The sequence below is a fragment of the Streptomyces sp. NPDC018045 genome (genome assembly GCF_044327445.1).
Lineage (GTDB): Bacteria > Actinomycetota > Actinomycetes > Streptomycetales > Streptomycetaceae > Streptomyces.
Genome location: NZ_JBIRFL010000001.1, coordinates 369776 through 393507 on the forward strand (window position 1 = coordinate 369776; position 23732 = coordinate 393507).

Below are 23732 nucleotides of genomic sequence, written 5' to 3' on the forward strand. Positions count from 1 at the left end.
AGGGTCGGCCCCGGTTCGTACAAGTTCGTACGAGCCGGGGCCGACCCGTTTTCGTTGCACGGATAATGGCCGTCCTGCGGTGGTCTCCCGTACCGCCTTCCGGCGCGGGCATCCGGCCGCCGTCTGCCGCACGCTCTGAAGGAGCACGTCATGACCCCGCCCGTCGTCCATTCGCTCCGCGAGCAGATCCGCGAGCACATCCTGGAGGGGATCGTCAGCGGCCGCTGGCAGCCCGGTGAGCGGATCGTGGAGCGGCGGATCGCGGTCGAGCTGGAGGTCAGCCAGACGCCCGTACGGGAGGCGCTGCGTGAGCTGGAGTCACTCCAGTTGATCGAGTCCGCCCCGAACAAGGGCGTACGGGTACGGAATCTGACCGCCGACGACCTCAAGGAGAGCTACCCGGTACGGGCCGGTCTGGAGCAGGTGGCCGCCGAACTGGCCGCCGGGCGGCTGGCCGAGGACACCGCGGCGCTGGACCGGGAGGTGGCGGCGCTGTGCGAGGCGGACCGGCACGGTGACGGCGAGGCGCAGGTGCGGCACACGGTGGCCTTCCACCGCGAGATCGTGCGCGCCGCCCGCAACGCCGTCCTGCTGCACACCTGGGAGTCGCTGGGCGTGGAGGTGTGGACGACGCTCTCGATCCGCTGGTTCAGCCCGGAGCCGCGTTCGCACGCGCGCGACCATCAGGAGATCGTGGACGCGTTCCGGCGCCGCGATCCGCGGATCGGTGAGCTGCTGAAGACGCATGTGCTGAGCTGCGCCCCCCGGGTCTGATTCCGCAGGTCCGCGGCGCTTTCACCTACGATTCGGAGCCGCAGACAGCCTGGCACCCCGTGCCTAAAAGGCTGGCACCCCGTGCCGACCTGCGGTTTTTCCTTCAACTTGCGTTGATCGATCATCGATCAGAGGCGTATCGTCGTCGGTGGGGCGCGACCCCTGCCTGCCAAGCACTCATCGCACCTCCCTCCTCCGTCCGGAAAGGGGCCACCCATGCCCGATCCCGTACGTATGCCGTACAGCCAGCTCGACCAGGTCCCGGACCGCGACCCGGAGGAGACCGCCGAGTGGCGCGAGTCCCTGGACGCCGTCACCAAGGCGGCCGGTCCGCACCGCGCCGCCTACCTGATGCGCCGTGCCGTGGAGCACACCGGTGCCCCGGGCCTCGCGCCGCTGGAGACCGACTACGTCAACACCATCCCGACCTCCGCCGAGCCCGAGTTTCCGGGTGACGAGGCGATGGAGGCCCGGATCACGGCGTGGAACCGCTGGAACGCGGCCGCCATGGTCACCCGCGGCTCCCGCCTCGGCCTCGGCGGCCACATCGCCACCTTCGCCTCGGCGGCCTGGCTCTACGAGACCGGCTTCCAGCACTTCTTCCGGGGCAAGGAAGGCGACGGCAGTGGCGACCAGCTCTACATCCAGGGCCACGCCTCCCCCGGCATCTACGCCCGCGCCTTCCTCGAAGGCCGCCTCACCGAGGACCAGCTCGACCGCTTCCGCCAGGAAGCGGCCGGTGACGGCCTGCCCTCCTATCCGCACCCGCGGCGCATGCCCTGGCTGTGGGAGTTCCCCACCGTCTCCATGGGCCTCGGTCCGCTCTCCGCGATCTACCAGGCGCGCTTCAACCGCTACCTGGAGCACCGCGGCATCAAGGACACCGCCAATTCCCACGTGTGGGCGTTCCTCGGTGACGGCGAGATGGACGAGCCCGAGTCGACCGCCGCCCTGGCGCTGGCCGGCCGCGAGGGCCTGGACAACCTGACCTTCGTCATCAACTGCAACCTCCAGCGCCTGGACGGCCCGGTCCGCCCCAACTTCAAGATCGTGCAGGAGCTGGAGGCCCAGTTCCGCGCCGCGGGCTGGAACGTCATCAAGTCCCTGTGGGGCCAGGCGTGGGACGAGGTCTTCGCCCGGGACACCGACGGCGCCCTGCTGCGCCGCCTGCGCGAGACCCCGGACGCGCAGTTCCAGACGTACGCCACCCGCGACGCCGCCTACCTGCGCGAGCACTTCTTCGGCTCGGACCCGGCGCTCGGCCGCATCGCCCAGGGCCTGTCGGACGCCAAGCTGCTGGAGCTGTTCCAGACCTCCCGCGCCGGCCACGAGCCGCGCAAGGTGTACGCCGCGTACAAGGCCGCCGTCGAGCACAAGGGCGCGCCGACCGTCATCCTGGCGCAGACCGTCAAGGGCTACACCCTCGGCGAGGGCTTCGAGTCCCGTAACGCCAACCACCAGATGAAGAAGCTCACCGGCGAGCAGTTCCGCGCCATGCGGGACCTCCTGGAGCTGCCCATCCCGGACAGCGCCCTGGACGCGGACGTGGTGCCCTACGCCCGCCCGGACGAGAACTCCCCGGAGATGGAGTACCTGCGTCAGCGGCGCGCCGCCCTCGGCGGTCCGGCCCCGGCCCGCAAGGTCGTCGCCAAGCCGCTCCCGATGCCCGCCGACAAGGCGTTCGACGCCCTGAAGAAGGGCTCCGGCTCGCAGGAGATCGCCACCACCATGGCGTTCGTCCGCCTGGTCAAGGACCTGATGCGGGACAAGGAGACCGGCAAGCGCTGGGTGCCGGTCGTGCCCGACGAGGCCCGTACGTTCGGCATGGAGTCGCTGTTCCCGTCCGCCGGGCTCTACTCCCCCGTCGGCCAGACCTACGACCCGGTCGACCGCGACCAGCTCCTGTACTACAAGGAAGCCAAGGACGGCCAGATCCTCAACGAGGGCATCACGGAGGCCGGTTCGCTGGCCGACTTCACCGCGGCGGCGACCTCGTACGCCACCCACGGCGAGCCGATGATCCCGTTCTACATCTTCTACTCGATGTTCGGCTGGCAGCGCACCGCCGACCAGTTCTGGGCGCTCGCCGACCAGCTCGGCCGCGGCTTCGTCATCGGCGCCACGGCCGGCCGGACGACGATGACCGGCGAGGGCCTCCAGCACGCGGACGGCCACTCGCACCTGATCGCCTCCACCAACCCGGCGGCGCTCTCCTACGACCCGGCGTTCGCGTACGAGGTCGCGGTGATCGTCAAGGAGGGTCTGCGCCGGATGTACGGCCCGGACGCGGAGGACGTCTTCTACTACCTGACGGTCTACAACGAGACCAAGGTGCAGCCCGCCATGCCGGAGGGCGTCGAGGAAGGCATCCTCAAGGGCCTCTACCGCTTCAAGGAGGCCGAGCCCGCCGCCGCCGACGCGCCGCGCCTGCAACTGCTGGCCTCCGGCACCGCCATCCACTGGATCCTGGAGGCCCAGGAGATCCTGGCCCGCGACTGGGGCGTGGCGGCGGACATCTGGTCGGCGCCGTCCTGGACGGAGCTGCGTCGCGACGCGCTGGAGTGCGACGCCGCCCGTCTGGAGGGCGAGGACCGCGTCCCGTACGTGACCCGTGCGCTGGCCGGTGCCCCCGGCCCGGTCGTCGCGGTCAGCGACTGGATGCGCGCCGTGCCCGACCAGATCGCCCCGTGGGTCGAGCAGGACTGGACCTCCGTCGGCACCGACGGCTTCGGCCTCTCCGACACCCGCGAGGCGGCCCGCCGCCACTTCGGCGTCGACGCGCAGTCGGTCGTGGTGCAGGCCCTGGCCGCACTGTCCCGCCGCGGCGACGTGAAGGCGGAGACGGTCAAGGAGGCCAAGGAGCGGTACGGCCTGTAGGCCACCGACACGGCCTTTCGGGCCACCACCGGACGCGGCGGTCCGTCCGCCGCGTCCGCACCCCCGCGCCGGGCTCCGGTCCGGTGCCCCCGGCTCCCGTGCGGAGGCCACCTCAACCGCGCCCGGGGCCTTCGCACGGGATTCTCCCGGCAGGGCGCGGCTCCCTCGTGGGCCGCGCCCTGCTCGCTCCGTATCGCCTCTCGGGGAACGAGCCGAGGGATCAGTTCGGGGAAACGATTCAGGGGGTCGGTTCGGGGGATCGGTTCACGGAAACGATCCGTCGCACGGTCGCGCCCCGCCCGGCATGATGCAGCCATGCGCGCTGCCCGGCTGATCAGAATGGTGCTGCTGCTCCAGTCCCGCCCGTCCATGACGGCCGCCGAGCTGGCGCGCGAGCTGGAGGTGTCGGAGCGTACGGTCGCCCGCGACGTGCTCTCCCTCTCCGAGGCCGGCGTGCCCGTCTACGCGGACCGCGGCCGGGCCGGCGGCTACCGCCTGATCGGCGGTTACCGCACCCGGCTGACCGGCCTGGGCCGCAGCGAGGCGGAAGCGCTGTTCCTGTCCGGCGTGCCCGCCGCGCTGCGCGACATGGGCCTCGCCGACGCCGCGTCCGCCGCCCGCCTCAAGGTCTCCGCCGCGCTGCTGCCCGAACTGCGGGACGCCGCGGACGGTGCCGCCCAGCGCTTCCACCTCGACGCGCCCGCCTGGTACCAGGAACCGGCCACCCCGGAACTGCTGCCCGCCGTCGCCGACGCGGTCTGGGACGACCGGCGGATCGCCACCCGGTACCGCCGCAAGGACACCGAGGTCGAGCGGGAGTTGGAGCCGTACGGCCTGGTCCTCAAGGCGGGCGTCTGGTACCTCGCGGCACGGGTCGGCGAGGACGTGCGGGTGTACCGGATCGACCGCTTCACCGCCGTCACCCCGCTCGCCGAGCGCTTCACCCGCGGCGCGGACTTCGACCTGCCCGCCTTCTGGGCGGAGCGGTCCGCCCAGTTCGCCCGCTCGATCCTGCGGGACGAGGTGACCGTACGGCTGACGCCTTCGGGCGCCCGGCGGCTGCGCTACGTCACCGACCGCGCCGGCGCCGACGAGGCGCTCGCGGCGGCCGGCGAGCCCGACGAGCAGGGGCGGCTCACCGTCACCCTGCCCGTCGAGTCCCTGGACGTCGCCTACAGCCAGCTTCTGGGCCTCGGGCCGGACGGGGAAGTACTGGCTCCGGTCGCACTGCGGGAGCGTTTCGCCGCCGCGGCGGCACGTACGTACGACCTCTACCGGGAGCCGTGACGGCGGGAGGCACCGGGGCCCGTACCCGGCGGGTCTCTACCGGTACCCCGTCGTGTCCGCCGGCTTCCCCTCCTGCTCGACCTCGGTGATGTAGCGCCAGGCGTCCGGCGCCGACCCGTCCACGTCCGTGAAGCCGTACTCCTTCGCCAGGCCGCCGCTGGAGAGCGCCTGCCCGTTGAAGCGGGCCACGTCCGGGTCGCGGGCCAGCGCCGCCAGCGCCCGCCCGACGAACACCGGTGTCTCGGAGATCGCGAAGTGCGGGTTCTGCTCGCAGCCCGCCCGCCAGTTCTCCTCGGTGACCTCGAAGTGGGTGTCCAGCATGGCCTCCGACCGCAGCCAGCCCGGGGTCAGGCACACCGCCGTGCAGCCGTACTCCGGCAGTTCCCGGGCCAGCCCCTTCGTCATCCTGATGGGGCCGCTCTTGGCCAGGTCGTAGTAGAAGGGCTCCCGGTAGCGCCGGTTGAACTCCTCCGTACCGTCCGTCACCTCCACCACCAGCCCGCCGGGCCGGCGGACCAGCAGCGGCAGCGCGCAACTGCTGGTGACGATGTGGCTCTCCACCCCGAGCCGCAGGACGCGCAGCCCCTTCTCCAGATCGTGCTCCCACATCTTCTTGCCCCACTCGACATGCACGTCACCGCCCCACAGGTCGTTGACGAGGACGTCCAGCCGCCCCTGCTCGCGGTCGATGCGCTCCACCAGCGCCCGTACCGCCGCCGGGTCCAGATGGTCCGTCGGTACGGCGATGCCGGTGCCGCCCGCGCCGTCCTCGTGGGCCGAGGCCCGCCGGGCCGCTTCTCCCGCCGCCGTCACCAGCTCGGCGGTCTCCTCGATCGTCTCCGTCGCCCGGCCGACCTCGCTGGTGTGCTCCCGGGTCGTACGGCCGGTGACGTAGACCGTGGCACCGGCCCGGCCCAGCTCCACCGCCATCGCCCGGCCCGCGCCTCGCGTGGCGCCGGCGACCAGCGCGACCTTCCCGGTGAGCGGCTCCTGTTCAGTGGTGGCCCCGGCCATGGTGAGTTCTCCTTCTCGCATGGCACGACCTTCGCGCCGAAACCCGACACCTTGTGTCCGCTTTTCCGCGCGAAGGGGCGCGGATAACGACACCGTCGCATCTGGGGTACTCCGCGTGCGGCGCCGTGCGGCAGCAACGATGCTGGACCCGTGATGGACGAGACGGAGTTCTGGCAGTTGATCGACAGCTCCCGCGACGCCGCCGAGGGCGACCCCGAGGAGCAGGCGGACGCGCTCGTCGAACGGCTGGTGGCTCTCGACCCCGACTCGGTGGTGGACTTCGCCCGGCACTTCGAGTCCCGGGACAACCGCGCCTATGGCTGGGACCTGTGGGCCGCGGCGAGCATCCTGCTCGGCGGTGCGAGCGACGACGCCTTCGACTCCTTCCGTAGCTGGCTGATCGGCCAGGGCCGGGAGGTGTTCGAGGGCGCCCTGCACGACCCCGACCACCTCGCCGACCTGCTGGACACGTTCGACGACGAGGTGGACGGCGACGCGGAGGAACTCGGCTACGCGGCGGACGAGGCGTACGAACAGCTCACCGGCGCCGAGATGCCGGACCTCGGCCTGCCGGCGCAGCCCCGCGAACCGCTCGGCACCTACCTCGACCTGGATGACGACCGCGCCCTGGCGGAGCGCTTCCCCCGGCTGTGGGACCGCTTCGGCACCTGACCACGGCAGGAACGATTTTCGCTTGCGAAACCCGTGCCCCACAGCGCTAACCTAGAGCCCCTAGGAAATACCTAGGGGCTCTAGGAGTGTTAGAGGCTCCAGGACCACTTCGGGAACACAGGGGCGTGGGCACATGGCGCGGGCCGGGCTGACGGCGGAGCGGGTGACGGTCGCGGGCGCCGAACTGGCGGACGAGGCCGGCTTCGACCAGGTGACCATGTCGCAGGTGGCGCGGCGGCTCGGCGTGAAGGACGCGAGCCTGTACACGCATGTCCGCGGCCTGGAAGAGTTGCGCGGACGCATCGCGCTGCTGGCGGCGGACGAGAAGACCATCCGCATCGCGGAGGCGACCGCCGGGCGCGCGGGCAAGGAAGCCCTGGTCGCCTTCGCCAACGCCTGGCGGGAGTACGCCGGCCGGCACCCGGGCCGCTATGCGGCCACGCAGACCCCGCTGCGCATCGACCCCGAGCTGGCCGCCAACGCGCCCGGCCCACGGCGCGCGGTCGAGCTGACCTACGGCATGCTGCGCGGCTACGGCCTGGCCGAACCCGACCTCACCGACGCCGTCCGCCTGCTGCGCAGCACTTTCCACGGCTTCGTCGCCCTGGAAGCCGCCGGCGGCTTCGCGCACGACCGCTCGCCGCAGCAGACGTGGCTCCGCGCCCTCGACGCCCTCCACACCCTCCTGGAGAACTGGCCCCCGTCCCGAGAAGGAGACCCGTCATGACCGGCCCCACCACCGGCAGCCTGCGCGTGAACGGCGCGACCCTGCACTACGAAGTACGCGGCCGGGGCCCCCTCCTGCTGCTGATACCCGGAGGGTCGGGCGGCGCGGCCTCCTTCGACGGCATCGCCGACGCCCTGGCCACCGCGTACACCGTCGCGACGTACGATCCGCGCGGCATGTCCCGCAGCCCGCTGGACGACCCCGAGGCCGAGCAGCGGGTGGCCGAGCACGCCGACGACGCGTTCCGGATGCTGGAGCTGCTGTCGCCCGGCGAGCCCGCCCGGGTCTTCGGCGCCAGCTCGGGCGCCATCGCCGCCCTGCACCTGCTCGTCACCCGCCCGGAACGCGTCGCGCGCCTCGTGGCGCACGAGCCGCCGGTGGTGGAGGTCCTGCCGGACGCCCCCGAACACCGCGCGCTCGTCGCCCGCGTAGAGGAGACGTTCCGTACGCAGGGGCTCGGGCCGGCGATGGCCGTCTTCGCCGCGGGCCTGAAGAAGGACGGCGGCACCACCGCGCCGGAGCCCGAGAAGGCCGAGAAGGCCGAGATCGAGCTTCCGCCGCAGGCGGCGGCGCGGGCCGAGCGGACGATGGCCGACCTGCCGTACTTCGTCGGCCGTATCGTCCCCGGCTTCATGTCCTATGCCCCGGACCTCCACCGGCTCCAGGCGGTCTCGGACCGGCTGGTGCTCGCCTGCGGCCAGGACTCGCGCGGCGAGCTGCCCTACCGGCCGGCGGCCTTCCTCGCCGACCGCCTCGGCACGGAACTCCTGCACTTCCCCGGCGGCCACACCGGTTCGACCACACACCCCGCCGAATACGCCGAAGCGCTCAAGAAGGCGCTGAGCGCATAGCGGCCCGACGGGCGGGGCGCTTCGTCGGCGCCCCGTCTCAGACCAGCGCCATACCCATCAGCACATCGTCGACGTACTCACCCTCCAGCAGGAACTCCCCGGGCAGTACGCCCTCCACCGCGAAGCCCGCCGACTCGTAGAGCCTGCGGGCCGGGGTGTTGTGGCCGAGAACACGCAGGGTGATGCGGCGGGCCCCCTCGTCCGCCGCCTGTGCGCAGGCCGCGTCCAGCAGCGTACGGGCGACGCCCCGGCCGCGCGCCCAGGTGTCCACGGCCAGTCCCTGGATCTGCCGGACGTGGGCGTTGCAGGGCAGCGCCGTCGGCGGCACCAGGCGCAGATAGCCCGACAGCCGCCCCGCCGTCTCCGCCACGAGCAGGTCCTCGGGCCGGTGCCGGTTGTCGAAGAACCGGACGTACGGGGGCCGCGGCCGGGGCGTCACGGAGTGCAGCGTCGACCACGTACGGCGGTCCAGGACCGCGAGCGGCTCCTCGTCGGCGAGAACGGCGGTACGGACGAACGATTCGGACATGCGTGCCACTGTGCCACGAGCGCGCCTCCGGGCAGGGCAGTATGGCCGGCATGCGGATCGCCATCACCGGCTCGACCGGCCTCATCGGAACGGCACTCCTGCGCTCCCTCCGCGAGAAGAGCGCCACCCGCCCGTCGGACACCGGGCAGCAGCCCGACATCGTCCGGCTCGTCCGGCACCCGCCGCGCGCCGCCGACGAGGTGCGCTGGGACCCCAAGCGCCAGACGGTGGACGCCACCGGACTCGCGGGCTGCGACGCCGTCGTGCACCTCGCGGGCGCGGGCGTCGGCGACCACCGCTGGACCAAGGCGTACCGACGCGAGATCCGGGACAGCCGCGTCCTCGGTACGGCGGCGCTCGCCGAGGCCATCGCCTCCCTCGACACCCCGCCGCGGGTCTTCGTGTGCGGCAGCGCCATCGGCTACTACGGCGACACCGGCGACCGGCGGACGGACGAGTCGGCACCGCCCGGCGACGGCTTCCTGGCCCGGGTCTGCGTCGACTGGGAGGAGGCCGCCGCCCCGGCCGTCGAGGCCGGGATCCGTACGGTCTTCCCCCGCACCGGGCTGGTCGTGGGGCGCCAGGGCGGCGCCTGGGGACGGCTGTTCCCCCTGTTCAAGCTGGGCCTGGGCGGACGGCTCGGCAACGGCCGCCAGTACTGGAGCTTCATCTCCCTGCACGATCACATCGCCGCCCTCCGGCACCTCATCGACACCGAGGAACTGAGCGGCCCGGTCAACCTCACGGCACCCGAGCCGGTCACCAACCGCGAGGTCACCGCGGCGATGGGCCGCGTCCTGCGCCGCCCCACCCCGTTCGCCGTCCCGGCCCCCGCCCTGCGGCTGGCCCTGGGCGACTTCGCCGACAACATCCTGGCCAGCCAACGCATCATCCCCCAACGCCTCCTGGACACCGGCTTCACGTTCACCCACCCAAAGGCCGACGACGCCATCCGGGCAGCACTCACGTCCTGACCCTCCACCCCACTCAGGCAGCGCACACGCCTTGCTGTTCACCCCATTCGGACAGCGCGCACGCCTTGATCTTTTCCCTCACCACCGGGGCGCGGCCCGCCACGAGACCGAGGGGCCGGGGCGGAGGGGCGGGTTCCAGGACGTAAAGCGCAGCAGTCCAGGAACGCGCCCCGGAGCCCCGGCCCCGGCCCACACCACCCACCAGCGGCGGGCCCCGCCCCACACCCACCTTCGCCGAAGGCCCACCGCCCCCACCCCACACCTGCGGCCACGGCCACACCACACCGCACCCACACGCGGGCAGTCACGGCCGCACCCGCACCACGCCCACCACGCACCTGCGGCTACGGACGCACCGCACCCGCCACACACACCCGCGGCCACGGCCACACCGCACCGCATCCATCACGCGGCCCGGTCACGGCCGCACCCGCGGCTACGGACGCATCGCACCGCACCCACCGCGCGACCCGGTCACGGCCGCACGCGCACCCGCACCGCAGAGCCCCCACACGGCCGCAGCCGAAAGACCACCCGCGACCGGACGCCCAGCACCCTCCGCCCACCGCCCGGCAGACGCACCGCGCGGCAGACGCACCGCGCCCAGCACCCCACCCCCGCGCCGAAGGCGCACCGCACCCCGCCCACCGCGCCGAAGGCGCACCGCACCGAGTGCCACCCACCCGCCACCGCAGGCGACCGCGGCGCCGCACCCACCGACGTACCGGCCGCTCGCGGCACTGCGTGCCGCATTCCGTGCCGCATCGTGCGCCCGTGCGCGGTCTACGCGCGATCGCGCCCCCGCCACCGCCCTTCTTAAGGTTCCAACCTCACGAACTCGGCATCCCGCGCGCCGGTTCGGGGCAGAAGCCCCATAGCGCCGGCACCGGGACCGACCTCGGGAGGGCACGTGCTGCGCACCGCATCGACCGTGGACGTCGTCATCGTCGGGGCCGGCCTCGCCGGTCTCGCCGCCGCCCACCATCTGACCAGCGCGGGAGCCACGGTCACCGTGCTGGAGGCCGCCCCACGCACCGGCGGCCGGACCACCACCGATCATCTGGACGGCTTCCGGCTGGACCGCACCGGCCAACTACTCGTCACCTCGTATCCCGAACTGCGCACCACCCCCGGCCTCGACGGCTTGGTCTTGCGTCACTTCTCCCCCGGGCTCTGTCTCCACAACGGCCAGCGGGCGCAGCGCGTCGGTGCGCCCCGGAGCACAAGGGGCGCACTTTCGGCCGCGCGCGCCCTTTCACGCTCCGAGCGGCGCGCCGACCGCCCCGTCGCCCAGGCACTGGCCGCCCGTCCGGCCTTCCCGCCGTACATTCCCGACGGGTTCCTGCGCCCCCTCCTGTCCGCCCTCCTGTGCGACCCCGGGCTCACCGGCTCCAGCCGCAGCGCCGCCCAGGCCCTGCGCTCCTTCGCCCGCGGACGGCTGTGCCTGCCCGCCGGCGGCGCCTCGGCCCTGCCGGAACTCCTCGCCGCCTCCCTTCCCCCCGGCACCGTGCGCACCTCCGTACGCGCCGTCTCCGTCTCGACCACCAGCGTCACCACCGCCGACCACGGGCAGCTCCCCTGCCGCTCGGTGCTCGTGGCCACCGGAGCACGCGACGCGGCAGAGCTGCTCCCGGGGCTGCGGGTCCCCGATTTCCACCCGGTGACCATCGTGCACCACACCACTGACAGTCCCCCGGCCCGCGAACCGGTGTTCTTCCTGCCCGCCGACGGCCCGGTCGCGCACACCTACGTCGCCAGCGAGACCGACCCCTCCCGTGCCCCGGCGGGCCGCGCCCTGGTCACCACGACCGTGCTGGGCGCACCGGCCACGCTGCCCGCCCGGGCGCTGGACAAGACGGTCCGGCCCCAGCTCGACCGGATCTACGGCACGTCCACCGACACCTGGGAGCTGCTGGCCGCCCACCACGACCCGGAGGCGGTCCCGGCCATGCCCGTACCGCACGACCCGGACCGGTCCGTGCGGCTGCTGGCCGGGCTGTACGTGTGCGGCGACCACCGGGACACCGGCACCGTCCAGGGCGCCCTGCGCTCCGGCCGCCGGGCCGCCCGCGCCGCGCTCGACGACCTCCGCCTGCCCCCGTTCCGCGAGCCCTGCGAACTCTCCGCGGCAGCCTGAGCCCCGGCCTCCCGGCCCCCGCCGGCCGTCCCCGACCGCACCTCACACCCCCACCTCACCCACCCACGCGTCCGAATACCGGCACACGAAGGGGGCGGGACCGCGATCACGCGCCCCGCCCCACCGGCCTCACCAGCCGCTCCCGCACCCCTCTCGGGCCCCGCCCGTCACCCCTTCATGGCCGCCACCCGGTCCCGGTACCCCCGTACCGCCGCCGCGTCCCGGTACGGCTCCAGCCGGCGCTCGAACTCGCGGACGTACTCGTGTGCCCGTACGGACCGCATCTCCGACGCCTGGAGTGCCGCCTCCGCGCCCAGCGCGCAGGCCTGCTCCAGCTCGCCCAGGCCGAGCCGGGCCGTCGCCAGCACCACCCGGCAGAACAGGCGGCTGCGCGCGAACCCGGCGCCGCGCAGTTGCAGCGAGCGCTCCGCGTGCTGAGCCGCCGCCCGGAACTGCTGGAGGTCGCGGTGGCAGTGCGCCAGCTCGTCGGCGAGCTGCGCCTCGTCGAAGAAGCGCGCCCAGTAGGGCGTGTCGTCCCCGGGCCGCGCCGTCTCCAGCGCCCGTTCCGCCCGCGCGAGCGAGGCCGTGCACGCCCGTACCTCGGTCAGTACGCCGTGCCCGCGCGCCTCCGCCGAGTGCAGCAGGGCCTGTACGACGGGCGGCGCGTTGCTGCCGACGCCCTGCTGGGCGACCCGCGCCAACTGGACGGCCTCCCGCCCGTGGCCCAGGTAGACGGCCTGCCGGCTCATGGTCACCAGGACGTACGCGCCGTACGCGCGGTCCCCGGCCGCCTGTGCCAGCCGCAGCGCCTGGACGAAGTAACGCTGCGCCAGGCCGTGCGCGGCGATGTCGTACGACGTCCAGCCGGCCAGCCGCGTCAGGTCGGCGGCCGCCGCGAACAGCCGCCGCCCGGCCGCCTCGCCGTACGTGCCGCGGAGCATCGGCTCGACCTCGTGCTCCAGATAGCGCACCAGGGCCTGGCGGGCGTGGCCGCCGCCGTACGCGTGGTCCAGCGCCCGGAACAGCTCGCCGACCGACCGGAGCGCCTTGATGTCACCGGCGGACACCCGGTAGGCGTGCGCCCGGTCGGAGCGTTCCGTGCGTTCCGTGCGCTCGGGGCGCTCGGGACGGTCCGTGCGCCCGGCGCGTTCGGCGGCCCCCGCGCGCTCCGCCCGTTCGGGGTGGCCGGCCCGGTCGGGGCCGCCGCGGTCCATCTGCCGCTGCCGGGGCACCGACACCTGCATCCGTCCCGGCCCGGACAGCCGGCCGGCGGGCTCGGCCGCGTCACCGTGCGCGACCCGCTCGTCGGCCCGCCCGATCAGCCAGTCGCGGCTGGGCACCACCAGCCCGGCCGGGGTGAAGGCGATCTTCCGCAGCTCCGCGTGGCTGCCGGAGTCCTTGCGCCACAGACCGCTGACGATGTCCACCGCCTCGCTCGGCGTGGACGCGAACTCCAGTCCGGCGTACACCGGCGCGCAGGCGTCCAGGCCGAGGTCCTGGGCCGACAGACGGCGTCCCAGTCTGCGCGTGAAGACCTCGGCGATCAGTGCGGGCGTGGTGCCTCTGGGCTGCTGCCCGCGCAGCCAGCGCGTCACCGACGTCTTGTCGTACCGGAGGTCGAGCCCGTGCTCCAGGCCGAGCTGGTCGACCCGGCGGGCCAGCCCTGCGTTGGAGAATCCCGCCTCCGCGATGAGCGCGGCGAGCTGTCGGTTGGGCGTGCGCTGTGGGGGTCGTTCCGTCATCAGCTTTACCGGTCTCCTGCCTTCCGGGCCGAGCTGCCCGGGTTCGGCTGACCCTGTCCGGCGCTGCTCCCTGCCCTCGTGGAACGGCGTGAATGTAACGGCCTTGAGCGGCTTTCTCGCCGCCTTCGCCACGCGTTCATCCGATCGTGTGAGCAGGGCTCGTACTGTCCTCCGCGCATGTCCGGGCGGCCCCGCCCCATCCCGTGACGGCGGCCCCATGAGCGGCCACGGGGCTCCCGGGGCACTTCCGTGCGCCCGCGCACCGGGCCCGCGCACCGGGTGCCTGCGGGACCCGTCCGCCCCCGCCGTACAGTTGGCGTGGGCGCGAAGGACTCGACAAAGTTCGAAGAGGAGCTGAGGAGCTGCCGTGACTGCGATCTCTCGGGGGGACACCCCCGCACCCGAGGGGCTGCGCTTTGTCCAGCTAGGCTTCGGCGCCGACGCCGTCGATTACGAGACGGCCTGGCAGGAACAGCGCAGGGTGCACGCCGCCCGGTTCGCCGACGAGGTCCCGGACACCTGCCTGCTGCTGGAACACCCGCCCGTCTACACGGCGGGCCGGCGCACGGACGACAGCGAGCGCCCCCTGGACGGCACCCCGGTCATCGACGTCGACCGCGGCGGCAAGATCACCTGGCACGGTCCGGGCCAGTTGGTCGGCTACCCGATCCAGAAGCTCCCCCGCCCGGTCGACGTGGTCGCCCACGTACGGCGTCTCGAAGAGGCCATCATCCGCACCTGCGCCGAGTTCGGCGTGGAGACCACCCGGATCGAGGGCCGCAGCGGCGTCTGGGTGCTGGGTGACCCGATCGCGGACCGCCCGTCCCTGGGCGGCCTCTCGCTCGACTTCGACCCCCGTACGGCCGACGAGGAGTTCGACCCCCGGCTGAACGGCCCGGAGTACGCCCCGTCCAACGCCGGCCAGCGCCGCGAGGACCGCAAGCTGGCCGCGATCGGCATCCGCGTCGCCAAGGGCGTCACGATGCACGGCTTCGCGATCAACGTGAACCCGGACAACACCTCGTTCGACAAGATCGTCCCCTGCGGCATCCGGGACGCCGGGGTGACCTCCCTCGCGGGCGAACTCGGCCGGGACGTCACCATCGCCGATGTCCTGCCGGTCGTCGAGAAGCACCTGCGCGACGTGCTGGAGAACGCCGTGCTGCTCCCGCGGGCGGTCTGAGCCGGTCACCGGCCGGTCCGGTCCGATCCCGGACCGGCCGAACCGGTCACCGAGCCGCGAAAACCGACCGCGAGGAATGCGCCCCTGCCATACGGGGTTGGCCTGCACGTAAAGACGTGCGAATTGACGGGCGTACCCTGGTGTACGCCGAAGAAACGAAGTCGTAGGGAGCCGGACGTGTCCGCTGTCGCACCCGACGGACGCAAGATGCTGCGCCTGGAGGTCCGGAACAGCCAGACCCCCATCGAGCGCAAGCCCGAGTGGATCAAGACCCGGGCGAAGATGGGCCCCGAGTACAACCACCTGCAGGGCCTGGTCAAGAAAGAGGGCCTGCACACGGTCTGCCAGGAGGCGGGCTGTCCCAACATCTACGAATGCTGGGAGGACCGCGAGGCGACCTTCCTCATCGGTGGTGACCAGTGCACCCGCCGCTGCGACTTCTGCCAGATCGACACGGGCAAGCCGCAGGAGCTGGACCGCGACGAGCCGCGCCGGGTGGCCGAATCCGTCCGGACCATGGAGCTGAAGTACGCCACCATCACCGGCGTCGCGCGCGACGACCTGGACGACGGCGGCGCCTGGCTCTACGCGGAGACCGTCCGCCAGATCCACGCCGCGATGCCCGACACCGGCGTCGAACTGCTCATCCCCGACTTCAACGCGGTCCCCGAGCAGCTCGCCGAGGTCTTCTCCTCGCGCCCCGAGGTGCTCGCGCACAACGTCGAGACGGTGCCGCGGATCTTCAAGCGCATCCGCCCCGGCTTCCGCTACGAGCGGTCCCTCGACGTCATCACCAAGGCCCGCGAGGCCGGCCTGGTCACCAAGTCCAACCTGATCCTGGGCATGGGCGAGGAGCGCGCGGAGATCAGCCAGGCGCTGCAGGACCTGCACGACGCGGGCTGCGAACTCATCACGATCACGCAGTACCTGCGCCCGTCGGTGCGGCACCACCCCATCGAGCGCTGGGTCAAGCCCGCCGAGTTCGTGGAGCTGAAGGAAGAGGCCGAGGAAATCGGCTACGCCGGTGTCATGTCCGGTCCGCTGGTCCGCTCCTCCTACCGCGCCGGCCGCCTGTACCAGCAGGCGATCGAGCGCCGCCAGGTCGAGGAGTCGGCGCAGGCCCTCTGACCCGTACCCGGCACGAGCCGTCCGGACCGCATGGGGCGGCGCTGACCCCTGGGCCGGAATGTGAGTCCTGGCACACGCTGCGCTGACGCGGCCCGCACACCCCCAGGCAGGGGAGGTGCGGGCCGCGTCAACGTTTCATCGGTGTTTGACCGGTGGGTCATCAGTTGGTAACACCGATCTGTAACGATGGCTTCACAGAAAGCATCCATCATTCCTCCAGAAGGGGAACCCGCCATGCAGGCCGCGCCCGCTCGCGCCACCGCCGCTCTCCCCATCCCGTCGGTCACCGACGCCCTGCGCGCGGTGGAGTCCGTACTGATGCGCTCGGGCCAGCGCACCGCCCGCCGGAACGCGTGGACATCGGTGCTGGAGGACCGGCGCCGCGCCAGGGACCGGAACGAGGCCCAGCACGTACTGGAGGCCGCGGCGACCGAAGGCCCGAACGCCACGTAAACTGCGCCCCATGGCGAGGAAGGCAAAAGCAGACAGCGCTGAGGGCGCTGCGAACCCCGGGCGACTGAAGCAGATCGCCCAGACCTACAAGATGACCCGTCGGGTCGACCCCAAGGTCGGTCTTGTCGTCGCCGGCGTGGGCATCGTCGTTTTCGGCGTTCTCCTCGTCCTCGGCTTCCTGATCGGCCACCCCGTCTACCTGGGCATCCTGGGATTCGTCCTGGCCTTCCTCGCGATGGCGATCATCTTCGGCCGCCGTGCCGAGCGGGCCGCCTTCGGACAGATGGAAGGCCAGCCCGGCGCGGCGGCGGCCGTACTGGACAACGTGGGCCGCGGCTGGACGGTCACCCCGGCCGTGGCGATGAACCGCCAGCAGGACGTCGTGCACCGCGCCGTCGGCAAGGCGGGCATCGTCCTCGTCGGCGAGGGCAACCCGAACCGTGTACGCGGCCTGCTGGCCGCCGAGAAGAAGCGGATGGCCCGGATCATCGCCGACGCCCCGGTCCACGACTTCGTGGTCGGCGACGGCGACGGCGAGATCCCGCTCAAGAAGATCCGTACGACCCTCCTGAAGCTCCCGCGCACCCTGCCCGGCGGCCAGGTCACGGCCGTCAACGACCGTCTGCGCGCCCTCGGCGACCTCATGAGCAACATGCCGGTGCCGAAGGGCCCCATGCCCAAGGGCATGCGGATGCCGAAGGGCGGCGGCGGCAAGATGCGCTGAGCCGCATCGCCCGCGCGCCGCGCGGCTCCCATCACCGGAACGGCCGAGGGGCCCAGGACCTTGTGGTCCTGGGCCCCTCGGGGGTTGGGGGATGACGGCAGCGGGGGGGGGCAGTGGGCGGGCGTGGCCGGGTGCGCGCGCCTCGGGGCCGCCGTGGGAGATGGGGGCGCTTGGCTGGGGGCGTGTGGCGCCCGGCTGGGCCATCCGGTTCGTAGGGCTTGTACGGCCCGGACGTGTACGGCCATAGGACGTGTACGGCCCGTACGAGGTCCCCGTACGGCGCACGCGGGTGCCTGGTCCGTACGTCCCCGTACGTCCCCATACACTCCCGCACGTCCCCGTACGCCCCTCCGGATCAGACCGAAGATCAGACCGAAGATCAGATCCGGACGGGAATCAGACGCGGTGGGAGCAAACCCGCACTGGGAGCAAACCCGCACCGGATCAGACCCGCGCTGGAATCAGATCCGCACCTGTACGGCGCGCGCCAGGCGGTCGTGGAGGCCGCGGCCGTCGCGGTCCCAGATCACCGCCGGGATGACCACCACCAGGAGCAGCGTCCGCAGGACCACGCGCAGCAGGGGCAGCCGTCCGCCGCCCTCCGCGACGACCCGCAGGCCCACCAGCCGCTTGCCGGGCGTGAAGCCCACCGTGCCGACCGTCAGCACGCTGAGCACCGCGAAGACGGCCAGCGCCCAGTTGCTCGTCGCGTCGGCCCGCCCCTGGCTGAGCAGCCCGTACGCGACGAGCATGCACAGCGCCCAGTCGATGAAGAGGGCGGCGAAGCGCCGGCCGGGGCGCGCGATCGAGCCCGGCCCCTCCTCCGGCAGCCCGAGCCGCTGCCCGCGGTGGCCGAATTCGACGCCCATGTCCTCGGCTGCCGCGCGGGGCCCGGAGATCCACGATCCGATTGCTTGCCTGTTGTCCACCCGTCCACGGTACTGCGACCGCATACGTTCTCCCGTTCGCGGGGCACCACCGGCGGCCCCCGAGGGCCGCGCCGAAGCCGCCGTACGACGCCCACCGCCACCCGACGCGACCGTAGGGGCCTGCCCAGGGACCTGTCCCCGTACCGCCCCGTACCGCCCGGCCCCAACCCCGCGTCACCCCACGCACCCGGCACCTCCCGCCCCCTCGGAATGACCGATTCCGCCCTTCCTCTCCGCCCCCCTTCCCCGCACATCACCTCCCGAAATGGGCCGCGCGGCGGTTAACCTCGGCGAAACAAATGGGTCATGCTTGGGAAATCCCGCCTGCCTATGGTCGGGCAAGCGCGCCACCGCACATGGCGCGCTCCGAGTAGCAATCCCGCGCCGCCGACCGCCGGTGACCGGGCTAGGAGGAGTTGGATGTTCCAGAACGCCGATGAGGCCAAGAAGTTCATCGCGGACGAGGACGTCAAGTTCGTCGACGTCCGGTTCTGCGACCTGCCCGGTGTGATGCAGCACTTCACGGTTCCGGCGGAGGCGTTCGACCCGACCGAGGAGCTCGCCTTCGACGGCTCCTCGATCCGCGGCTTCCAGGCCATTCACGAGTCCGACATGGCCCTGCGCGCCGACCTCTCCACCGCCCGCGTGGACCCGTTCCGCCGCGACAAGACCCTGAACGTCAACTTCTTCATCCACGACCCGATCACCGGCGAGCAGTACAGCCGTGACCCGCGCAACGTGGCGAAGAAGGCCGAGGCGTACCTCGCCTCCACCGGCATCGCGGACACCGCGTTCTTCGGTCCGGAGGCGGAGTTCTACGTCTTCGACAACGTCCGTTTCGAGACGTCGGCGAACCAGTCCTTCTATCACATCGACTCCGAGGCCGGCGCCTGGAACACCGGTTCCGAGGTCAACAACCGCGGTTACAAGGTCCGCTACAAGGGCGGCTACTTCCCGGCTCCCCCGGTCGACCACTTCGCCGACCTGCGGGCCGAGATCTCCCTGGAGCTCGACGCGGCCGGCCTGAAGGTCGAGCGCCAGCACCACGAGGTCGGCACGGCCGGCCAGGCGGAGATCAACTACAAGTTCAACACGCTCCTCGCCGCCGCCGACGACCTGATGCTCTTCAAGTACATCGTGAAGAACGTCGCCTGGCGCAACGGCAAGACCGCGACCTTCATGCCCAAGCCGATCTTCGGTGACAACGGCTCCGGCATGCACGTCCACCAGTCCCTGTGGACCGGCGGCGAGCCCCTCTTCTACGACGAGCAGGGCTACGCGGGCCTCTCGGACACCGCCCGCTACTACATCGGCGGCATCCTCAAGCACGCCCCCTCGCTGCTCGCCTTCACCAACCCGACGGTGAACTCCTACCACCGCCTGGTCCCCGGCTTCGAGGCCCCGGTCAACCTGGTCTACTCGCAGCGCAACCGCTCCGCCGCGATGCGCATCCCGATCACGGGTTCCAACCCGAAGGCCAAGCGCGTCGAGTTCCGCGCCCCGGACCCGTCCTCGAACCCGTACCTCGCCTTCTCCGCCCTCCTCCTCGCGGGCCTGGACGGCGTCAAGAACAAGATCGAGCCGGCCGAGCCGATCGACAAGGACCTCTACGAGCTGGCCCCCGAGGAGCACGCGGGCGTCCCGCAGGTCCCCACCTCCCTCCCGGCCGTCCTCGACGCCCTTGAGGCCGACAACGAGTACCTCCAGCAGGGCGGCGTCTTCACCTCCGACCTCATCGAAACCTGGATCGACTACAAGCGCACCAACGAAATCGCCCCGATCCAACTCCGCCCGCACCCGCACGAGTTCGAGCTGTACTTCGACCTCTAAAGGCCAAGGCCACGCGCCGGTAGCTGTGCACATGGCTGTGCCCCCGACCAAGCGGTCGGGGGCACAGCCATGTGCACAGCTACCGGCAGTGCCCGGAGGTCAGGTGGCTTCGGTCGTTGTTGTTGTCAGGAGGCGGTCGGCGTTGTCGAGGAGGTCCTTGTAGGTGAGGACTTCGACGCGGTTGAGGTGGGTGTTGAGGGTCCGGAGGGCTTCGTTGATCTCCTCCTCCGGGACGTCGGGCTGGGCCGCCGGGTGTCCTATGAGTACGAGTGCGCTGGCGCGACGGGTCTCGATGCCCAGGTCGCGGCGTATGCGCTCGCGGTGTTCGTCGAGTCCCACGAGATAGTTGACGGCTTGCGCCACGGCGTCGTGGACCTCGGCCGTGGGGACCCAGGCGTTGCGGTGCTGTTTGACCAAGGGGCCGCGCAGGCCTGCGGCGCGTTTGAGTTCTACGACGTGGAGGGCCCCATCGCCGCGAATCAGCGGGATGTCCAGTTCGTCGCCCGGTACCAGGCGGCGGTGCGTGGCTTCGCTGACGAACTGGCCCCCGAAGATCCAGTGCTGCCCGCGCAAGGCCTTGTGGAGGTCCCCTTCCGATGCGGCCGGGTCCTCCGCCAGGCGACGGAGCGCAGCCAGTCCGGCGGAGCGGCGTTGCAGTCGGAGTGCCTGGAGGAGGACTTCTCCTTCGGGGTCGGACGCGAGCACGCTGAGCGCCTTCGGAGAAGAAGCAATCCGTTGCGCCGCCTCTTCGGGGTCCTCCACGTCGATTCGGTTGCGCAGAACGCGCTCCGCCCAGACGGCGATCTCCGCCCGGCCCCGAGGGATCCGGTACCGTCCCGGGCGGTCTTCGGGGGCTTCGAGGAACTTGGCATCCCGGCCCAGCGCCTCGACATGGCGGAGGAGTTCGGCGGGGCCGGCCTCCGGGTGCTCGGCCAGGAATTCGGCTCCGGCGCGGATCACGAAGTCGCTCGCCGCCCAGACGGTCCGTGAGAGGAATTGTCGGCTGTTTTCGTCCCGCGCACCGTCCTGGAACAGGCGGTATCTCTCCTCGAACTCCGGCTTGAGGATTCTTCCCTCCGCGTAGTCCAGCGAGTCCTGCAGGAGGCGTACCACGTGCCACTCCTCCTTGTCTGCCGCCGTGGCGCGAGCTGCCGCCAGCAGGTCGGTGAGCGCCCGGCCGCCCCTGCGGCTACGGCTGTTGCCGCTCAACATGTGGTCGATCGCGGCAGTCACGGCGTTTTTGACCTGTGGGTCGGCGGCCTCGTCGCGGGCGCTTCCGAGCTGGAGCTCCAGGGCGAAATCAGATCTTACGGTCATGTGGACATGGTGCGGGGTGGCACTGACAACGCTCCGGTCGGAGGCAACCCTTCGCCCGCGAGGCACCGGGCATTCGATTCCCGGCGGACGGCAAGGCACCGCGCGGGGCGGAAATCATACGTGCTTGCGATATGTCAAGAGGGTGGATACGGGACGGGCGAGGTGGGTAGTGCTGTGGCCGCTGGGCGGGTGGTGGCGTGGAGGTGGCCGGCGGGTGGCTTGCTGCGCCGCGGGGGCGCGCGTCCGGTGGAGTGGAGAGAGGGCCGACGAAGGGGAGTGCCGTGATGGCGCAGCCGTTTGAGTTGCCGGGGTTTTATTTGCCGTATCCGGCGCGGTTGAATGGGCATGTGGGGGAGGCTCGGGGGCATTCCAAGGAGTGGGCTCGGGGGATGGGGATGTTGGAGGGGTCGGGGATTTGGGAGGAGGCGGATTTGGATGCGCATGATTACGCGTTGTTGTGTGCGTATACGCATCCGGATTGCCCGGCGGATGTGCTGTCCCTGGTGACGGACTGGTACGTGTGGGTGTTCTTCTTCGACGATCATTTTCTGGAGGCGTTCAAGCGGACGCAGGACCGGGTCGGCGGGAAGGCGTATCTGGACCGGCTGCCGCTGTTCATGCCGATGGATCCGGATACGCCGGTGCCGGAGCCCACCAATCCGGTCGAGGCGGGGCTGGCGGATCTGTGGGCGCGGACGGTGCCTTCGATGTCGGAGGGGTGGCGGGCCCGGTTCCGGGAGAACACCGAGCATTTGCTCAACGAGTCGCTGTGGGAGCTGTCGAACATCAACGCGGGGCGCTTGCCGAACCCCGTTGAATACATCGAGATGCGGCGGAAGGTGGGCGGGGCTCCGTGGTCGGCGGGGCTGGTGGAGTTCGCGGCGGGGGCCGAGGTACCGGCGGCGGTTTCCGGGGCGCGGCCGTTGCGGGTGCTGAGGGACACGTTCGCGGACGGGGTGCATCTGCGGAACGACTTGTTCTCGTATCAGCGGGAGACCGAGGACGAGGGGGAACTCAGTAATGGGGTGCTGGTACTGGAGAACTTCCTCGGGTGCACCACTCAGGAGGCGGCGGACGCCGTCAATGATCTGATCACCTCGCGGGTGCAGCAGTTCGAGGACACGGTGGTGACGGAACTTCCGGTGCTGTTCGCCGAGGAGGGTCTGAGTCCGCAGGAGTGTGCGGACGTGCTGGCTTATGCCAAGGGGTTGCAGGACTGGCAGTCGGGCGGGCACGAATGGCACATGAGGTCGAGTCGGTACATGAACGGGAGCGGGGCGGCGGCGGAATCGGCGGGGAACTGGTCGCCGTTCGCGTTCGGGGGGCTGGGCACTTCCGCGGTGGATGTGCGACGAGCCGTGGCGGTCACGGGCGCCAAACGGCTGCGGAACTTCACGCATGTGCCGTTCCGCCGGGTGGGGCCCTCGCAATTGCCGGACTTCTACATGCCGTTCACCACGACGCTGAGTCCGCATCTGGACGGGGCCCGGGTGAACGCGGTGGAGTGGGCACGGCTGATGGGAATGTTGCGGCCGCAGGCGGGGGTGCCGCTGTCCGACGTCTGGAGTGCCGGGAAGGTGGCGGACTACGACTTCCCGTTGTGCGCTGCCGGCCTGCACCCCGAGGCGACCCCGGAGGAACTGGACCTGGCGTCGCAGTGGCTGACCTGGGGGACGTACGGCGACGACTATTACCCCGTGGTCTTCGGGGCGACGCGGGACATCGCCGGGGCGAAGGCGTGCAATGCGCGGCTTTCTACGTTCATGCCCGTGGCGGAGGGGGAGGCGATTCCGGAGCCGGCGAATGCGATGGAGCGTGGGCTGGCGGATTTGTGGCGCCGGACGACAGCGCCGATGGACGCCGCGGCGCGGAAGATGTTCCGGGACGCCGTCGAGGTCATGACGGCCGGGTGGATCTGGGAGCTGGAGAACCAGGCGCGGCACCACATTCCCGACCCGGTGGACTACATCGAGATGCGGCGGGCGACGTTCGGTTCCGACATGACGATGAGCCTGAGCCGTATCGGGCACGGGCGGCGGGTGCCGGAGGAGATTTACCGCAGCGGTCCGATGCGTTCGCTGGAGAACGCTGCCGTCGACTACGCGACGCTGCTGAACGACGTGTTCTCGTATCAGAAGGAGATCGAGTACGAAGGGGAGGTGCACAACGGGGTTCTGGTGGTGCAGAACTTCTTCGACTGCGACTACCCGACGGCGCTCGCCATCGTCCATGACCTCATGACGTCACGCATGCGGGAATTCCAGCATGTGGCGGCGAATGAACTGCCGGTGCTGTACGACGACTTCGGGCTGTCGGGTGAAGCGCGGGCGCTGCTGGACGGGTATGTGAAGGAGCTGGAGAACTGGATGGCCGGGATTCTCACCTGGCATCAGGGGTGCCGGCGGTATCGCGAGGAGGACCTGGTCCGGCACAAGGGCCGGGGCCAGGGGGCGGGGGCTGTGGGGGCGAAGGCCGTGGAGGCGAAGCCTGTGGAGGCGGGAGCCGTAGGGGCGCGGGCCTTCGTCGGTCGGCCCACTGGGCTGGGAACGGCGGCGGCCCGGGTGATTGCTCCGCGGGCATGACG

At 71.5% G+C, this 23732-nt stretch carries 19 protein-coding genes; 14 read left to right on the plus strand and 5 right to left on the minus strand.

Going from position 1 to position 23732, the window contains the following annotated elements:
• Window positions 1–150 precede the first annotated feature (150 nt).
• The 3 genes from ACH4EB_RS01505 (at window position 151) to ACH4EB_RS01515 (ending at window position 4938) form a co-directional block, all read left to right on the plus strand.
• Window positions 151–774: a GntR family transcriptional regulator gene (locus ACH4EB_RS01505; RefSeq protein WP_365848327.1), complete on the plus strand. Its 624-nt coding sequence runs from the start codon at window positions 151–153 to the stop codon at window positions 772–774.
• A 216-nt stretch (window positions 775–990) separates the two neighbouring features.
• Window positions 991–3651 carry a pyruvate dehydrogenase (acetyl-transferring), homodimeric type gene (aceE, locus tag ACH4EB_RS01510; RefSeq protein ID WP_398345204.1) on the plus strand — a complete coding sequence of 887 codons (2661 nt, stop codon included), beginning with the start codon at window positions 991–993 and terminating at the stop codon, window positions 3649–3651.
• Between the two features lie 315 nt (window positions 3652–3966).
• Complete coding sequence (locus tag ACH4EB_RS01515) at window positions 3967–4938, plus strand: helix-turn-helix transcriptional regulator (protein WP_398345205.1); 972 nt, start codon at window positions 3967–3969, stop codon at window positions 4936–4938.
• Between the two features lie 36 nt (window positions 4939–4974).
• On the opposite strand, the gene ACH4EB_RS01520 is transcribed toward ACH4EB_RS01515, so the two are convergent.
• Entirely contained in the window at window positions 4975–5973 is a 999-nt protein-coding gene (locus ACH4EB_RS01520) for an SDR family oxidoreductase (protein WP_398345206.1), read from the minus strand.
• 132 nt (window positions 5974–6105) lie between these two features.
• Here ACH4EB_RS01520 and ACH4EB_RS01525 point away from each other — a divergent pair, with 132 nt between their 5' ends.
• The 3 genes from ACH4EB_RS01525 (at window position 6106) to ACH4EB_RS01535 (ending at window position 8202) form a co-directional block, all read left to right on the plus strand.
• On the plus strand, window positions 6106–6624 hold the full coding sequence (locus tag ACH4EB_RS01525) for a DUF4240 domain-containing protein (protein WP_398345720.1): 519 nt from the start codon (window positions 6106–6108) through the stop codon (window positions 6622–6624).
• 133 nt (window positions 6625–6757) lie between these two features.
• A complete protein-coding gene (locus tag ACH4EB_RS01530) occupies window positions 6758–7351 on the plus strand; it encodes a TetR/AcrR family transcriptional regulator (protein WP_398345207.1) in 594 nt (197 codons plus the stop codon).
• Complete coding sequence (locus ACH4EB_RS01535) at window positions 7348–8202, plus strand: alpha/beta fold hydrolase (RefSeq protein ID WP_398345208.1); 855 nt, start codon at window positions 7348–7350, stop codon at window positions 8200–8202. Before ACH4EB_RS01530 ends, ACH4EB_RS01535 begins: the two co-directional genes overlap by 4 nt.
• A gap of 37 nt (window positions 8203–8239) precedes the next feature.
• Here ACH4EB_RS01535 and ACH4EB_RS01540 read toward each other — a convergent pair whose 3' ends face one another.
• The gene (locus ACH4EB_RS01540) at window positions 8240–8731 is read right to left on the minus strand and encodes a GNAT family N-acetyltransferase (protein WP_398345209.1); all 492 of its coding nucleotides are present in this window, start codon (window positions 8729–8731) and stop codon (window positions 8240–8242) included.
• Window positions 8732–8772: 41 nt separating this feature from the next.
• On the opposite strand from ACH4EB_RS01540, the gene ACH4EB_RS01545 reads away from it, so the two are divergent.
• On the plus strand, window positions 8773–9705 hold the full coding sequence (locus tag ACH4EB_RS01545) for a TIGR01777 family oxidoreductase (protein WP_398345721.1): 933 nt from the start codon (window positions 8773–8775) through the stop codon (window positions 9703–9705).
• Window positions 9706–10615: 910 nt separating this feature from the next.
• The gene (locus ACH4EB_RS01550; protein WP_398345210.1) at window positions 10616–11842 is read left to right on the plus strand and encodes an FAD-dependent oxidoreductase; all 1227 of its coding nucleotides are present in this window, start codon (window positions 10616–10618) and stop codon (window positions 11840–11842) included.
• A gap of 167 nt (window positions 11843–12009) precedes the next feature.
• On the opposite strand, the gene ACH4EB_RS01555 is transcribed toward ACH4EB_RS01550, so the two are convergent.
• Entirely contained in the window at window positions 12010–13584 is a 1575-nt protein-coding gene (locus tag ACH4EB_RS01555) for a regulator (RefSeq protein ID WP_398345211.1), read from the minus strand.
• Window positions 13585–13951: 367 nt separating this feature from the next.
• Here ACH4EB_RS01555 and lipB point away from each other — a divergent pair, with 367 nt between their 5' ends.
• From lipB to ACH4EB_RS01575, 4 genes are all read left to right on the plus strand, one after another.
• Entirely contained in the window at window positions 13952–14767 is an 816-nt protein-coding gene (gene lipB, locus ACH4EB_RS01560) for a lipoyl(octanoyl) transferase LipB (protein ID WP_398345212.1), read from the plus strand.
• Window positions 14768–14944: 177 nt separating this feature from the next.
• A complete protein-coding gene (lipA, locus tag ACH4EB_RS01565; protein ID WP_398345213.1) occupies window positions 14945–15895 on the plus strand; it encodes a lipoyl synthase in 951 nt (316 codons plus the stop codon).
• Between the two features lie 234 nt (window positions 15896–16129).
• Window positions 16130–16348 carry a hypothetical protein gene (locus ACH4EB_RS01570; RefSeq protein WP_398345214.1) on the plus strand — a complete coding sequence of 73 codons (219 nt, stop codon included), beginning with the start codon at window positions 16130–16132 and terminating at the stop codon, window positions 16346–16348.
• A 10-nt stretch (window positions 16349–16358) separates the two neighbouring features.
• Window positions 16359–17072 (plus strand): DUF4191 domain-containing protein, encoded by a 714-nt coding sequence (locus tag ACH4EB_RS01575; protein WP_398345215.1) that lies wholly within the window; start codon window positions 16359–16361, stop codon window positions 17070–17072.
• A gap of 461 nt (window positions 17073–17533) precedes the next feature.
• Here ACH4EB_RS01575 and ACH4EB_RS01580 read toward each other — a convergent pair whose 3' ends face one another.
• Window positions 17534–18001 (minus strand): RDD family protein, encoded by a 468-nt coding sequence (locus ACH4EB_RS01580; protein ID WP_398345216.1) that lies wholly within the window; start codon window positions 17999–18001, stop codon window positions 17534–17536.
• A 420-nt stretch (window positions 18002–18421) separates the two neighbouring features.
• Here ACH4EB_RS01580 and glnA point away from each other — a divergent pair, with 420 nt between their 5' ends.
• On the plus strand, window positions 18422–19831 hold the full coding sequence (gene glnA, locus ACH4EB_RS01585; RefSeq protein WP_031004201.1) for a type I glutamate--ammonia ligase: 1410 nt from the start codon (window positions 18422–18424) through the stop codon (window positions 19829–19831).
• Window positions 19832–19930: 99 nt separating this feature from the next.
• On the opposite strand, the gene ACH4EB_RS01590 is transcribed toward glnA, so the two are convergent.
• Window positions 19931–21148: a Shedu anti-phage system protein SduA domain-containing protein gene (locus ACH4EB_RS01590; RefSeq protein ID WP_398345217.1), complete on the minus strand. Its 1218-nt coding sequence runs from the start codon at window positions 21146–21148 to the stop codon at window positions 19931–19933.
• Window positions 21149–21432: 284 nt separating this feature from the next.
• Between ACH4EB_RS01590 and ACH4EB_RS01595 the strand changes: the two genes are divergently transcribed.
• Window positions 21433–23730 carry a germacradienol/geosmin synthase gene (locus tag ACH4EB_RS01595; protein WP_398345218.1) on the plus strand — a complete coding sequence of 766 codons (2298 nt, stop codon included), beginning with the start codon at window positions 21433–21435 and terminating at the stop codon, window positions 23728–23730.
• Window positions 23731–23732: the final 2 nt, after the last annotated feature.

Bases quoted from the DNA above. Each gene is read 5' to 3' on its own strand.
- ACH4EB_RS01505 (WP_365848327.1), top strand. From the start codon at position 151: ATGACCCCGCCCGTCGTCCATTCGCTCCGCGAGCAGATCCGCGAGCAC.
- aceE (WP_398345204.1), top strand. From the start codon at position 991: ATGCCCGATCCCGTACGTATGCCGTACAGCCAGCTCGACCAGGTCCCG.
- ACH4EB_RS01515 (WP_398345205.1), top strand. From the start codon at position 3,967: ATGCGCGCTGCCCGGCTGATCAGAATGGTGCTGCTGCTCCAGTCCCGC.
- ACH4EB_RS01520 (WP_398345206.1), bottom strand. From the start codon at position 5,973: ATGCGAGAAGGAGAACTCACCATGGCCGGGGCCACCACTGAACAGGAG.
- ACH4EB_RS01525 (WP_398345720.1), top strand. From the start codon at position 6,106: ATGGACGAGACGGAGTTCTGGCAGTTGATCGACAGCTCCCGCGACGCC.
- ACH4EB_RS01530 (WP_398345207.1), top strand. From the start codon at position 6,758: ATGGCGCGGGCCGGGCTGACGGCGGAGCGGGTGACGGTCGCGGGCGCC.
- ACH4EB_RS01535 (WP_398345208.1), top strand. From the start codon at position 7,348: ATGACCGGCCCCACCACCGGCAGCCTGCGCGTGAACGGCGCGACCCTG.
- ACH4EB_RS01540 (WP_398345209.1), bottom strand. From the start codon at position 8,731: ATGTCCGAATCGTTCGTCCGTACCGCCGTTCTCGCCGACGAGGAGCCG.
- ACH4EB_RS01545 (WP_398345721.1), top strand. From the start codon at position 8,773: ATGGCCGGCATGCGGATCGCCATCACCGGCTCGACCGGCCTCATCGGA.
- ACH4EB_RS01555 (WP_398345211.1), bottom strand. From the start codon at position 13,584: ATGACGGAACGACCCCCACAGCGCACGCCCAACCGACAGCTCGCCGCG.
- ACH4EB_RS01570 (WP_398345214.1), top strand. From the start codon at position 16,130: ATGCAGGCCGCGCCCGCTCGCGCCACCGCCGCTCTCCCCATCCCGTCG.
- ACH4EB_RS01575 (WP_398345215.1), top strand. From the start codon at position 16,359: ATGGCGAGGAAGGCAAAAGCAGACAGCGCTGAGGGCGCTGCGAACCCC.
- glnA (WP_031004201.1), top strand. From the start codon at position 18,422: ATGTTCCAGAACGCCGATGAGGCCAAGAAGTTCATCGCGGACGAGGAC.
- ACH4EB_RS01590 (WP_398345217.1), bottom strand. From the start codon at position 21,148: ATGACCGTAAGATCTGATTTCGCCCTGGAGCTCCAGCTCGGAAGCGCC.
- ACH4EB_RS01595 (WP_398345218.1), top strand. From the start codon at position 21,433: ATGGCGCAGCCGTTTGAGTTGCCGGGGTTTTATTTGCCGTATCCGGCG.